This is a genomic window from Mesorhizobium sp. M1273, assembly GCF_040318195.1.
Classification (GTDB): domain Bacteria; phylum Pseudomonadota; class Alphaproteobacteria; order Rhizobiales; family Rhizobiaceae; genus Mesorhizobium.
Window position 1 is genome coordinate 179,863 of record NZ_JAMYLV010000004.1, and the last position, 12,919, is coordinate 192,781.

The following is a 12,919-nucleotide window of genomic DNA, read 5'->3' on the forward strand; positions in this document are numbered from 1 at the left end:
TTTCGGCGCTGCCGTCCGACAGAGGGAAAACAGCATGGACACGACCGACCTTGTGCTTGCCATCTTCCATCATCTGCTGGTGTTTTCGCTGGCAGGCATCATCGGCGCCGAGTTCGTCCTGATCCGCAGCGACTTGTCCGCCGCGACGCTGAAGCGGCTTGTCGGCATCGATCGCCACTACGGCATCATCGCCATGCTGATCATCGTCGCAGGCATCGGCCGCGTCATCTATGGTCTCAAGGGCTGGGAATTCTACGTCTACAACTGGATGTTCTGGGCAAAGATGGCCGCCTTCGCAATTGTCGGCCTGTTGTCGATTATCCCGACCGTCCGATTCCTGTCCTGGAACAGGCAGGCGAGCGCCAGTCCCGGCTTCCAGGTGCCTGCGGCGGAGCTAGCGTCCGTTCGCAGCTATGTCCGCACCGAGGCCTTCATCTTCCTCTTGATCCCGGTGTTCGCGGCGGCGATGGCGCGCGGCTACGGTTATTAAGATAGGTCGGAGGAAGGGCATCGCGCGGCCCAACCTTTCCACTCATTTGCGCGGACAAACGTGCAGTTTGCCGTTCGAGGCTGATTGTCATTTGTCGGGTTGCGCTAGTTATTGCTCCATCTACATTCGGTTTTGAGAGGAACTCCGCGCAGCGGTTGGTAATTCGTATCCTGGGAGGAATCACGATGAGAAAATTCGTCGCCGCGCTGGCTGCCGTTGCGGCCGCCATGCTTTACCCACCGGCCGCTGGCGCGCAGACCTACCCCGAACGCACGATCAGCATTGTCGTGCCGTTTTCGGCCGGCGGCCCGACTGACACCGTCACGCGTCTTGTCGCGGAAGCCATGTCGAAGGACCTCGGCCAGCAGGTCATCGTCGAGAATGTCGGCGGCGCCGGCGGCACACTGGGCGCGGGCCGCGTCGCAAATGCCGAGCCTGACGGCTACACGCTGCTCCTCCATCACATCGGCATGGCGACAAGTGCTACGCTCTACAGAAAGCTCGCCTACGACACGCTGAACGCATTCGAATATGTCGGCCTCGTCACCGAGGTGCCGATGACCATCGTCGGCCGCAAGGACCTCGAGCCGACCGATCTGAAGGGGCTGGTCGACTACGCCAAGGCTAACAAGGACAGCATCACCGTTGCCAATGCCGGGATCGGTGCCGCCTCGCATCTGTGCGGCATGCTGTTTATGAGCGCCATCGGCACGCCGCTGGTCACCGTACCATATAAGGGCACCGGCCCGGCCATGACCGATCTTCTCGGTGGGCAGGTCGACATCATGTGCGACCAGACGACCAATACCACCAAGCAGATCCAGGGCGGCACGATCAAGGCTTATGCCGTAACCTCGCCGCAACGGCTAGACGTGCTGCCGGACGTGCCGACGACGATAGAGGCCGGTCTTCCCCAGGTGCAGGTCGGCATCTGGCACGGCATCTATGCACCCAAGGGCACGCCGGCCGAGATCACCGAACGCCTGTCGAAATCTCTGCAGGTGGCGCTGAAGGACCAGAACGTCGTCGCCCGATTTGCCGAACTCGGCACCAAGCCGTCGCCCGAGGCCGATGCCACGCCGGCCGCGCTCAAGGCCAAGCTGGAAAGTGAGATTGCGCGCTGGAAGCCGATCATCGAAGCGGCCGGCCAGTACGCCGACTAAAGGTTTTTAACGGGGCGCCGCCGGCGCCCCGTTTTTACACCGGCATCGGCACGCCCGTGAGGCGGGCCGGGAGGACGTCATGAAACCTTTCGCAATCGACAGAGCCAACGGCATATGCGCCGCGCTGTTGATCTTTATTGGCGTCTTTTTCGCGCTGCAGTCGCTGGGCCTCGAAATCGGCACCGCCTTTCGCATGGGGCCGGGCTATTTCCCCCTGGTTCTGGCGATCGTGCTCATTCTGCTCGGCGCCGTCATCCTAGTCGAGGCAGTGCGCTTCGAGAGCGAGCCGATCGGTTACATTGCGTGGCGCGGCATGCTGTTCATCCTGCCTGCTCCGATCTTCTTCGGCCTGACGGTGCGCGGCCTCGGCTTCATCCCATCGATCTTCCTGGCGGCGCTGATCGCATCGTTTGCCAGCGGCCGCATGAAGCCGCTGACCGCGCTCGTGCTGTCGGCCGGCCTGACGCTGTTCGCGTTCGCCATCTTCAGCTACGCACTCGGCCTGCCGTTCCGGCGTTTCGGCCCGTGGTTGCCACTGTCGTTGTGAGGAGATGAAATGGAACTCCTCAACAATCTCGCACTCGGCTTTTCGACGGCCACATCTTTGGCAAACCTCGGTTTCTGCCTGATCGGTGTCCTTCTCGGCACGCTGATTGGTGTCCTGCCCGGTATCGGCGCCACCGCAACCATTGCCATGCTGTTGCCGATCACCTTCCAGATCGGCGATCCGGTTTCCTCCCTGATCATGCTCGCCGGCATCTATTACGGCGCGCAGTATGGCGGCTCGACTACCGCTATTCTCATCAACATGCCTGGCGAATCCTCGTCGGCCGTCACCGCCATCGACGGCTACCAGATGGCCAGGAACGGCCGCGCCGGGGCGGCACTGGCGACCGCGGCGATAGGCTCGTTCTTTGCCGGCACGGTGTCGACCTTCCTCGTCGCCATCTTTGCCCCGCCGCTGACGGCGATAGCGTTGAAATTCGGTGCTGCCGAGTATTTTTCGCTGATGATTGTCGGTCTGGTCTCGTCCGTCGCGCTCGCCCACGGCTCGATCGTCAAGGCGCTGGCCATGGTCGTGCTCGGCCTGCTGCTCGGCCTTGTCGGCACCGATATCTACACCGGTACACCCCGTTTCACGCTCGGCATCCGCGAATATGCCGACGGGCTGAATTTCGTCGCAGTGGCGGTCGGTGTCTTCGGCGTCGCCGAGATACTGCGCAACCTCGAAAACGAGCATGAGCGTTCCGTGCTGATCCGAAAGATCTCCGGCCTTATGCCGACCCGCGAAGATTTTCGGCGCATGGCGGCTCCCATCGTGCGCGGAACGATCATCGGTTCGGCGCTCGGCATCCTGCCGGGAGGCGGCGCGATCCTTGCCGCCTTTGCCTCCTACACCGTCGAAAAACGTGTCTCGAAAAATCCCGGGGAATTCGGCAAGGGCGCCATCGAAGGCGTCGCCGGACCGGAATCGGCCAACAATGCCGGCGCCCAAACCTCCTTCATCCCGATGCTGACGCTCGGCATTCCGGCCAACCCGGTAATGGCGCTGATGATCGGCGCGATGATCATCCAGGGCATCGTGCCCGGCCCCAATGTCGCCATCGAACAGCCTGCACTGTTTTGGGGTATCATCACCTCGATGTGGATCGGCAATCTGATGCTGATCATCTTGAACCTGCCGCTGATCGGGCTTTGGGTGAAACTGCTTACGATCCCGTATTACGTGCTCTTCCCGATCATCATGGCGTTCTGCTCGATCGGCGTTTACAGCGTCAACACCAACGTCTACGACCTCTATGCCGTCGCCTTCTTTGGCTTGCTTGGCTACCTCCTGACCAAGCTGCGCTGCGAACCTGCGCCGCTGCTGCTCGGCTTCGTGCTCGGCCCGCTGCTCGAGGAAAACCTACGCCGCGCCATGATCCTCTCGCGCGGCGATCCGAGCACCTTCGTGACGCGGCCGATCAGCGCCAGCCTGCTCCTCATCGCGCTTGCCGTGCTCGTCATCGTGTTTCTCCCCGCGGTCAGGAAGAGGCGCGAGGAGGTGTTCGTCGAGGAGAGTTCCTGAATGTGGACGGCGCCACATAGGAGGAACTTCACAGTCACTTGGCGGGCACTGACTCAGTAGCCGCTTCTACTGGCCCGAGCGGCGCGATCTCGACCAGCGGTGCAGGCACGCTGGTCGTCTTTTCCTTGGCCTTGCAGATATCGGCGATGACGCAGGCCGGGCAATCCGGCTTGCGCGCCTTGCAGACATAGCGGCCGTGCAGGATCAGCCAATGATGCGCGTGCCGCATATATTCATCCGGAATGATCTTCAGGAAACCTTGCTCGACCTGTTCCGGCGTCTTGCCCGGCGCCAGGCCGAGCCTGTTACCGATGCGGAAGATGTGCGTGTCGACCGCCATCGTATGCTGGCCGAATGCCACGTTGAGCACGACGTTGGCGGTCTTGCGGCCGACACCCGGCAGCTCGACCAGTTGATCGCGATCCTCAGGCACCTCGCCGCCATGGTCGCGGATCAGCGCCTCCGACAGCGCGATGACGTTCTTGGCCTTGTTGCGCCACAGCCCGATGGTGCGGATATGGTCGCCGAGCTTGGCCTCGCCCAGCGCCAGCATTTTTTGCGGCGTGTCGGCAATTTTGAACAGCCCCCGCGTCGCCTTGTTGACGCCGGCGTCCGTCGCCTGAGCCGAAAGCACCACCGCCACCAACAGCGTGAAGGCGTTGATATGTTCGAGCTCGCCCCTCGGTTCCGGCCGCTGAACGGAAAAGCGCCGGAAAATCTCATGCACCTCGGCCGCGCTGTAAAGCGCCCGCGATCTCGCCGGCCGCGGACGCGGCTTGACGTTCGAGCCCTCGCGGCGGCCGGGCAACAGGTCTTTTTTTAGCGCAGAAGAGTTTTTGGGCTTGGGGCTTGTCATTGCCTTCCTATAATATTCCCCAATGAGCGACACAAACGCCTCATTTCAGGCCGACGAGCCATTTTTCCAGGCGCTGCTGACACCGCACCGGTCGCTGGGCAAGACCGGCTTTGCCATACTGATGGGCGCCCTGCTGTTCGGCTGGCTGGTGACCGGAGCTTTTTTTCTGTCGCGCGGCGCCTGGCCGGTGTTCGGCTTCTTCGGCCTCGACGTGATCGCCGTCTACATCGCCTTCCGCGCCAATTATCGTGCCGCCCGGGCTCGCGAGGAGGTATCGGTGTCGCGCACCAGCCTCGACATCCGCAAGACTGCCCCGTCAGGCAAATCGGAAGCACACCGCTTCAATCCGTTCTGGGCGCGCTTTTCGATCGCCCGCCACGCCGAGATCGGCATCACCAGAATGGCGGTCGAGGCGCAAGGAAAAACCGTCTCGATCGGCGGCTTTCTCAACCCCGCCGACCGCGAGAGTTTTGCCACCGCATTTTCGCGCGCTCTGGCAGCCGCCAAGGCGCGCTGAGCCAGCGTTTCAGAACCGATAGCGCAACAGCCTGCCGATCTTGCGCAATGCTGGAATGTATTTCCAAAGGCGAACAAACAGTTTCGCGAACCAGCGCATGCGAGCGGCATGTTCCGGCTTATAGGCAGGGATGTCCTCGACGAACCGCAGCTTCGGAACGGCTCGCTCCAACTCATGCGGGTTCTCGATGCTCCAATGGACCTCGGCACCGGTGGCGCGGAAGGAGGAATTGAGGCGAATGATCTTCAGGCCCAGGCGACTATAGGCATCGAAAACCAGTTCGCCGCTCGAAAGATGTCCCACCAAACGAGAAAACAGTTGCTGCCCCTCTTCGGCGCCCAGGTAGGGAGTCAGGCCTTCCGCCACGACTATGGCCGGGCGATCCCGAGGTACTTCGTTCAGCCATCCCGGTTCGGTGACCGACGAAGCGATCAGGTGGTAGTGATCCCGCACGGGATAGAGCTTGCGCCTGAGGTCGATGACTTCGGGATAGTCGACGTCGAACCAGTCCACGCCGGCTGGCGGATCGATACGGAATACGCGCGTATCGAGCCCACACCCGAGATGCAGTACGATGGCGTCAGGATTTCGGGCGAGAAAGTCCTGAACGCAGACGTCCAGCGTCTTTGCCCTGATTGCTAGACCGACGCCGAGATTGTTGTCGACCTTGAGCCGTGAGAAATCATAGTCGATGTTGCGCACCGCCTCGTCGGCAAAGTAGTCCCTGAGCAGCGAATTGGGCAGCCGGCTCTCCAGCGCCTTGCCGTAAAGTGTCAAAAGCAAAGTCTCCTTTGCCCCGGTCAGGTTTACTTTTTCACCAGCCACGACCGTCCTCCCCATTCAAAGCCCAGCTCTATCTGGGTACATGCCGCGGGAAAGCAAGTTTCGGGTGGTGATCGGCGCCGCGAAGGACGATATTCGCACTCAAGGAGATACTGCCATGAACGCCCAAATGCCTCTCAAAACGACAGCAATCCTTCAGAAAGACATCACGCCTGAAGGTGGAGACTACGAAATCGTCCGTCGTGCCATCGAAAAGATCAGCCTCGACTATCGCGACCAGCCTTCGTTGGAAGTGCTGGCCGAGGAGGTCGGCGAGACGCCGACCGGGCTGCAGAAGCTGTTCACCCGCTGGGCCGGCCTGTCGCCCAAGGCTTTTCTGCAGGCCGTCACCCTCGATCATGCGCGCAAGCTGCTCGATGCCGGCATGCCGCTGCTTGAAACCTCGTTCGAACTCGGCATGTCCGGCCCAGGCCGGCTGCACGATCTGTTCGTCACCCACGAAGCGATGTCGCCGGGCGATTACAAGACCCGCGGCGCAGGGCTCACCATCCGCTACGGCTATCATATCTCGCCTTTCGGCATCGCGCTGATCATGGTGACGGACCGCGGCCTTGCCGGCCTCGCCTTCAACGACCCCGGCGGCGAGCGTGCGGCCTTTGCCGACATGTCCAGCCGCTGGCCGAATGCGACCTATGTCGAGGACATGGCGGCGACGGCACCCTATGCCGCGCGCATCTTCGATCCGTCGCTGTGGCGCGCCGACCAGCCGCTGCGCGTTGTCATGATCGGCACAGACTTCCAGGTCCGTGTCTGGGAGGCCTTGCTGCGCATTCCGATGGGCCAGGCCTGCACCTATTCCTCGATCGCCGCGCGCATCGGCGCACCGAGTGCCAGCCGGGCTGTCGGTGCCGCGGTCGGTGCCAATCCGATGTCCTTCGTCGTGCCGTGCCACCGGGCTCTCGGCAAGTCCGGCGCACTCACCGGCTACCATTGGGGTCTGACCCGCAAACGCGCCATCCTCGGCTGGGAGGCGGGACAGGTCTCTTCTTGAATAGCCAACGAATGGAACGATTGGAGCGATGCAAGGACCGCTAGGGTGACAAGCAGCGATCTTACGGAGTAGCTTCCCGCGCAATTAGAGTGGTATGCGCTAGCGGGAGGCACTACTTGATCGTCGTCATCGGCTCCATCAATCTCGATCTCATCGCCAGTGTCGACCGCTTGCCCGGCCCCGGCGAGACCGTGCGCGGCTCCGGTTTCGCTACTGCCCCCGGCGGCAAGGGCGCCAACCAGGCGCTGGCCGCCGCCCGCGCCGGCGCCAAGGTGCGCATGGTCGGCGCGGTCGGCAAGGACAGCTTCGCCAGCGACGCTCTGGCGCTGCTGCGCGACGGCAAGATCGACCTGTCCGGCGTCGGCGAGACCTTTGCCTCGACCGGTACCGCGTTGATCATGGTCGGCGCCGACGGCGAGAACGTGATCGCCGTTGTGCCGGGCGCCAATGATTCGGTCGTGCCGGGTGACCTTTCCAAGGCTTTCGTAAAAAACGGCGACGTCGTGCTGCTGCAACTGGAGATCCCGCTGCAGACCGTCGAGGCAGCACTCGACGCGGCAAGCACGGCCGCCGCGATCACCGTGCTCAACACCGCACCTTTCCATGGCGACGCGGCCGGCTTCCTCGGCAAGGCCGACTATCTCGTCGCCAACGAAACCGAGTTCGACCTCTATGGCGAGGCGCTGTCGTTGAATGGCCGCGACCGCCCGGCACGGATGCGCGACTATGCCGCGAGAACCGGCCGCACCATCGTCGTCACGCTTGGCTCGGACGGCGTTCTGGCGGCAACGCCGGACGATCTCCTGATGGTTCCGGCGCTGAAGATCACCCCGCTCGACACGGTCGGTGCCGGCGACACGTTCTGCGGCTATTTTGCAGCCGGGCTGGCAGCCGGCCTGCCGCTCGACCAGGCGCTAGCCCGCGCTGCCGCAGCCGGTTCGCTGGCCTGCCTGAAAGCCGGTGCACAGCCGGCCATCCCGCTGGCCAGGGACGTCGATGCCGCCCTGCAGAAATCTGCAGGCTAAAGCGGGATGACAGCCATGCGCCCGACGACGAAGCACGCGGTGCCGCCCGCCGGCGACATCTGCCGCCTGTCTGCCGTGGCGCTTGCCGGGAAGATCAGGCGCCGGCAGCTTTCGGTGCGCGAAGTCGTCGCGGCATTCCTCGACAGGATCGAGGCGGTGAACCCGCTGGTCAACGCTATCGTTTCATTGCGTGAGCGTGCCGACATCCTGCGCGAGGCCAACAGCGCTGACGCTCATCTGGCGCGAGGAGGAGATACCGGATCGCTGTTCGGCCTGCCGATCGCGATCAAGGATCTTGCGCTGACAAAAGGCCTGAGAACCGCCTTCGGCTCGCCGATCTTCGTCGATTTTGTGCCTGAGGAAGACGACTTCTTCGTCGAGCGCGTCCGCAAGGCCGGCGCGATCATCATCGGCAAGACCAACGTTCCCGAATTCGGGCTCGGCTCCAACACCTACAACACCGTGTTCGGACAGACGCTCAACGCATTTGACCCGGCGCTGACCGCCGGCGGCTCGAGCGGCGGTGCGGCGGTCGCGCTGGCGCTCGACATGGTTCCCGTTGCCGATGGCAGCGATTTTGGCGGTTCCCTGCGCAATCCCGCTGCCTACAACAATGTCTATGGCTTCCGTCCATCGCAGGGATTGGTGCCGGCCGGCCCTGACCTTGATGTGTTTCTTGCGCAAATGGGCGTCGAAGGGCCGATGGGGCGTAGCGTGCGTGACATGGCGTTGCTGCTCGACGTTCAGGCCGGCTATCATCCTCGCGCGCCGCTGTCGCATGATAAGCCAGGCTCGTTCCTCGAAGGGCTGGAAGCACCGGCGGCCGGCGGGCGCATCGCCTGGCTCGGCGATCTCGAAGGCCATCTGCCGGTTGAAGCAGGCATACTACAGCTTTGCGAGGCAGCACTCGGCCGGTTCGCGGATGTATCCTTCGAGGCCGAGCCGCTGATACCGGAATTCGACTTCGAAGCGCTGTGGCAAGCCTTTGTAACGCTTCGCCAGGCGAGCAGCGGTTGTGCGCTCAAGGCGCATTACGACGATCCCTCGAAACGCAGCCTGCTGAAGCCGGAGGCCGTGTGGGAGGTGGAACATGCACTGCGCCTCACCGCGCCGCAGATCCACGCCGCCACTGTGAGGCGCTCGTCCTGGCATCGAATGCTGCTGTCGCTCTTCGAACGTTTCGACCTGATTGCGCTGCCAGCCGCACAGGTCTTTCCCTTCGATGTCGTCACCCACTGGCCAAGGCAAGTGGCCGGGCGTGCCATGGACAGCTATCATCGCTGGATGCAGGTTTCAGCGTTCGCCACGCTGGGCGGCTGCCCGGCGATCAATGTGCCGGCGGGCTTCGACGCCAGGGGCAGGCCAATGGGCATGCAATTGATCGGGCGGCCGCGCGGTGACCTCTCCGTGCTGAGGGCGGCTGCCGCCTATGAGACAACGCTGCCATGGCAGGCCGGCGCCTGCTGAAATCAACTCCGCATTGTCGGCGCCTCGCCGGCTTGCACGCAACTCATCGCCATGCATTGATCGCGACAGCGCGCCGCACGAGCGGCATCTGTGGAGGGAAAAATGTCGTTGGAACTCTACGCCACCTATGTCGTCGCCTGCATCGTCATCATCCTGGTGCCGGGGCCGACGGTGACGCTGATCATTGCCAACAGCATCCGCCACGGCTCGCGCGCAGGGCTCGCCAATGTCGCCGGCACCCAGGCCGGGCTAGCCATCATGATCGCCATCGTCGGCATCGGATTGACTTCGCTGATCGCGGGCATGGGCCACTGGTTCGAGTGGGTCCGGCTGATCGGCGCCGCCTACCTGATCTGGATGGGCGTGCAGATGTTCCGCTCGAAAGGCAAGCTGAACGCCGACGGAACGGCAAAAAGGCCACGTGGCGGCTTCTTCCTGCAGGGCCTGCTGGTGGCGATCAGCAATCCAAAGACGCTAGTGTTCTTCGGCGCCTTCTTTCCGCAGTTCATCGCTCCCGAAGGCAATTACGCACTACAGATCGGCGTCATGGGTCTCACCGCGATGATCTTCGCCGCAGTCTCGGATTCGACCTACGCGCTGGCCGCCGGCCGCGCCGGACGCCTGCTGTCGGCCGGCCGCGTCAAGCTCTTGTCGAGGATCAGCGGCAGCTTCCTGGTCGGCGGCGGCCTGTGGCTGGCCTTTTCCAAGGCGAAGTAACGGCCGCGAGCCCGGCGACGCCAACAGCAACATCCTGGAATAGGAAAGCCGATTGAAAGTCGGCCTTCAGGCCACCACATGGATCAACAGTTGGGGATTCATGTCTATGCCGTGGAGTTACGCGGATTTGAAAAGGAACGCGTTTGGCGTGATCCTGTTCATCGCTTTGTTCGCGGCGATGGTTCCGTCGGCTCTGAACAAATGGGCGAATGACGCAAGTCCGATCCGATCGGTCGACCCGGTCGATGCGACGATCAAAAGTGGACAGGGTAAAGGGCGCAATATCCAATATCTGCTGGTCCTTGAGAACGGTTCGACGGTCCTCGTTTACGACGACCTCCCGCATCTGATCGGCTCGCGCGTAGGCATCGAGCGCGTCACGCGCGACAATGGCTTCGTCTTTTACCGGTTTGCAAATTGAACGACGATCGATCGATAAGCTGTTTTCAAAGGTGACGCGAGTGACATGGCTTTTTCGGGGAATCGCTCTTGAACAAAGCCCCTATGCTACTCAACTCTAAGGTATGGGGCCGGCAAATCTTTCTCTTAGAACCCGCATTCTTTTGCTTCGGGAAGAGTTTCGCGACAGAGTTGTTGGCACCGCAATCTTGTGTGCGCTCGCTCTCGCGATCGCTGTGCCGATTGTAACCAGGCAGAACAGTCCGATCACTGGCACACAACTCGTAGGAGGCACCGTCGAAGATGTTGCGACGATGCCTCTAAATCCGAGGGGTTCCGTCGGACATGGACTTTATTATAGATATGAAGTCCGCCTCTATGAGGGCAACGCTCGGATATTTGTCGATGGTGAGGTGGAACACCCCACATGATTGGATCGGAAGTCTCGATCGAAGAACAACAACGCCAGGACGGTACCACCACCTACCGCCTGCTCAACTACTGAGCAGCCCTAAAGCCGCCCCAGCCGTTCCAGCAACAGCGCGAAAAACGCATCATGGTCGATGTCGCGCATCACCATGGCGTTCTTCGGCCGCTTGGTCACCCCCCACCAGTCGATCACCGTCATGCCCATGGTGAGCTCCGAGGCGGTTTCCACGCTGACATTGCAGTTGCGCCCCTTGAACAGCTTCGGCTTCAGCAGATACGCGATCACGCAAGGATCGTGCAGCGGGCCGCCGTCGGTACCGTATTTCTCCTCGTCGAAACGTTCGAAGAATTCCAGCATGTCCGCGGTGGCCGTGCCGACCCTGGTGCCGAGCTTGCGGAAGGCCTTCGTACGCTTGGCGGTGGTCAGCGCCTTGTGGGTGACGTCGAGCGGCATCATCACGATCGGAATGCCGGATTTGAACACGACATCGGCAGCATGCGGATCGACATAGATGTTGAACTCGGCGGTCGGCGTGACGTTGCCGCCCTCGAAGAAGCCGCCGCCCATCAGCACGATTTCCTTGATGCGCGGCGCGATTTTCGGCTCGCGGATCAGCGCCAGCGCAACGTTGGTGAGCGGCCCGAGCGCGCACAGCGTGATCGTGCCGCTCTCCTCGTTCATCAGCGTCTCAACGATGAAATCAACCGCATACTCGTCCTGCAGTTTCATCTTTGGTTCGGGCAGTTGCGGCCCGTTGAGGCCGGTCTTGCCATGCACTTCCTCGGCGGTGACGAGTTCGCGCGCCAGCGGCCGGATGGCGCCTGCATAGACCTTGACGTCCGGCCGGCCGGCCAGCTCGCAGATCTTGCGGGCGTTTTTTTCGGTAAGTTTCAGCGGCACGTTGCCGGCCACCGCGGTGATGCCGACGATCTCCAGCTCGGCGCTGCCCAGCGCCAGCAATATGGCGACGGCATCGTCCTGGCCGGGGTCAGTGTCGATGATGATCCTGCGGGATTGGGGCATTTCAATTCCTTGTTTTGGCAAGTCTTTTTGGGCGGGACGTGTGACGGCTTGAAGTCTGCCGGGCGGCGGACCATATCAAGACCATCGGGAAAAATGCCATCCGGGTTTTTCCACTTTATGTCGCTCTTGAGAGGACACTGTAACATGAGCCGAATGACGCCTTTTTCCAGCCCGCTTCTCCTCGGTTTCGATTCCATGGAAAAGACGCTGGAGCGGTTGGCAAAGTCCGGTGACAGCTATCCTCCCTACAACATCGAGCGCCTCAGCGGTGCCGACGGCAAAACCGAAAGGCTGCGTATCACGCTCGCCGTCGCCGGTTTCGCGGAAAGCGATCTCGATGTCACAACGGAGGAGAACCAGTTGGTCGTGCGCGGCCGTCAGAACGACGACACCGAGCGCGAATTCCTCCACCGCGGCATCGCCGCGCGCCAGTTTCAGCGCTGTTTCGTGCTGGCCGACGGCATGCGGGTGATTGCGGCGGAATTGAAGAACGGCCTTCTGTCGATCGATCTCGATCGGCCGGAATCCGAACGGCTGGTACGAAAAATAAACATATCGGTGAAAGACTGATTTTTGCCGATAGCTCTCATGCGGGATGGCCTTGAGCGGCATCTCGCGGCAAGGAGGCTTGAAATGACCAGAACTAACGAAAATATCATCATGACCAGCGGCGAATTCGCCCATCTCGGCGAAGGTTCTGTCGCCTATCTCAGGAAAGTGTCGAGCGACGATCTGCGCGGCCGTTTCCCGGGCCTCGGCGAAATCGCGCCCGGGCTGGAACTGTGGGCCCTGTTTGCCGCCAATGGCCAGCCGATCCTGCTTTCGGACGCTCGCGACCGGGCACTGGCTGGCGCGCTGGAAAACGATCTGACCCCGGTCGCTATCCACTAACGTCGTTATCCACTGACAAATACGGCGCAGCGATCTGGT

The 12,919-nt window shown here is 62.0% G+C and carries 15 protein-coding genes; 12 read left to right on the plus strand and 3 right to left on the minus strand.

The genetic code is table 11. The annotated features are described in order from the left end of the window. Window positions 1-34: 34 nt before the first annotated feature. The 4 genes from NKH30_RS06775 (at window position 35) to NKH30_RS06790 (ending at window position 3,721) form a co-directional block, all read left to right on the plus strand. Window positions 35-490 carry a DUF2214 family protein gene (locus tag NKH30_RS06775; protein ID WP_352469445.1) on the plus strand — a complete coding sequence of 152 codons (456 nt, stop codon included), beginning with the start codon at window positions 35-37 and terminating at the stop codon, window positions 488-490. 185 nt (window positions 491-675) lie between these two features. Further along, complete coding sequence (locus NKH30_RS06780) at window positions 676-1,653, plus strand: tripartite tricarboxylate transporter substrate-binding protein (protein ID WP_352469444.1); 978 nt, start codon at window positions 676-678, stop codon at window positions 1,651-1,653. 79 nt (window positions 1,654-1,732) lie between these two features. Then, window positions 1,733-2,200 (plus strand): tripartite tricarboxylate transporter TctB family protein, encoded by a 468-nt coding sequence (locus NKH30_RS06785; RefSeq protein ID WP_352469443.1) that lies wholly within the window; start codon window positions 1,733-1,735, stop codon window positions 2,198-2,200. Between the two features lie 9 nt (window positions 2,201-2,209). Then, window positions 2,210-3,721, plus strand: a complete 1,512-nt coding sequence (locus NKH30_RS06790) for a tripartite tricarboxylate transporter permease (RefSeq protein ID WP_352539408.1) — start codon at window positions 2,210-2,212, stop codon at window positions 3,719-3,721. Window positions 3,722-3,755: 34 nt separating this feature from the next. Here NKH30_RS06790 and nth read toward each other — a convergent pair whose 3' ends face one another. Then, window positions 3,756-4,577 (minus strand): endonuclease III, encoded by an 822-nt coding sequence (nth, locus tag NKH30_RS06795; protein WP_352539409.1) that lies wholly within the window; start codon window positions 4,575-4,577, stop codon window positions 3,756-3,758. 22 nt (window positions 4,578-4,599) lie between these two features. Between nth and NKH30_RS06800 the strand changes: the two genes are divergently transcribed. Beyond that, a complete protein-coding gene (locus tag NKH30_RS06800) occupies window positions 4,600-5,094 on the plus strand; it encodes a DUF2244 domain-containing protein (protein WP_023675281.1) in 495 nt (164 codons plus the stop codon). A gap of 9 nt (window positions 5,095-5,103) precedes the next feature. Here the strand turns inward: NKH30_RS06800 and NKH30_RS06805 are convergent, their stop codons facing one another. Then, window positions 5,104-5,919, minus strand: a complete 816-nt coding sequence (locus tag NKH30_RS06805; protein WP_352469440.1) for a class I SAM-dependent methyltransferase — start codon at window positions 5,917-5,919, stop codon at window positions 5,104-5,106. 115 nt (window positions 5,920-6,034) lie between these two features. On the opposite strand from NKH30_RS06805, the gene NKH30_RS06810 reads away from it, so the two are divergent. The 5 genes from NKH30_RS06810 (at window position 6,035) to NKH30_RS06830 (ending at window position 10,558) form a co-directional block, all read left to right on the plus strand. Beyond that, complete coding sequence (locus NKH30_RS06810; protein WP_352453988.1) at window positions 6,035-6,928, plus strand: methylated-DNA--[protein]-cysteine S-methyltransferase; 894 nt, start codon at window positions 6,035-6,037, stop codon at window positions 6,926-6,928. 116 nt (window positions 6,929-7,044) lie between these two features. After that, entirely contained in the window at window positions 7,045-7,953 is a 909-nt protein-coding gene (locus NKH30_RS06815) for a ribokinase (RefSeq protein ID WP_352502653.1), read from the plus strand. 6 nt (window positions 7,954-7,959) lie between these two features. After that, the gene (locus NKH30_RS06820; RefSeq protein WP_352994660.1) at window positions 7,960-9,420 is read left to right on the plus strand and encodes an amidase; all 1,461 of its coding nucleotides are present in this window, start codon (window positions 7,960-7,962) and stop codon (window positions 9,418-9,420) included. Between the two features lie 102 nt (window positions 9,421-9,522). Then, entirely contained in the window at window positions 9,523-10,137 is a 615-nt protein-coding gene (locus NKH30_RS06825; protein ID WP_292663261.1) for a LysE family translocator, read from the plus strand. 52 nt (window positions 10,138-10,189) lie between these two features. Further along, window positions 10,190-10,558, plus strand: coding sequence for a hypothetical protein (locus NKH30_RS06830; RefSeq protein ID WP_352469435.1), 369 nt, complete (start codon window positions 10,190-10,192; stop codon window positions 10,556-10,558). A gap of 489 nt (window positions 10,559-11,047) precedes the next feature. On the opposite strand, the gene NKH30_RS06835 is transcribed toward NKH30_RS06830, so the two are convergent. After that, window positions 11,048-11,989 (minus strand): nucleoside hydrolase, encoded by a 942-nt coding sequence (locus NKH30_RS06835; RefSeq protein ID WP_352469434.1) that lies wholly within the window; start codon window positions 11,987-11,989, stop codon window positions 11,048-11,050. Window positions 11,990-12,133: 144 nt separating this feature from the next. On the opposite strand from NKH30_RS06835, the gene NKH30_RS06840 reads away from it, so the two are divergent. Together NKH30_RS06840 and NKH30_RS06845 are read left to right on the plus strand one after the other, a co-directional pair. After that, a complete protein-coding gene (locus NKH30_RS06840) occupies window positions 12,134-12,559 on the plus strand; it encodes an Hsp20 family protein (RefSeq protein ID WP_023675270.1) in 426 nt (141 codons plus the stop codon). 63 nt (window positions 12,560-12,622) lie between these two features. Beyond that, window positions 12,623-12,880: a BQ00720 family protein gene (locus NKH30_RS06845; RefSeq protein WP_023675269.1), complete on the plus strand. Its 258-nt coding sequence runs from the start codon at window positions 12,623-12,625 to the stop codon at window positions 12,878-12,880. The last annotated feature ends 39 nt before the right edge of the window (window positions 12,881-12,919 follow it).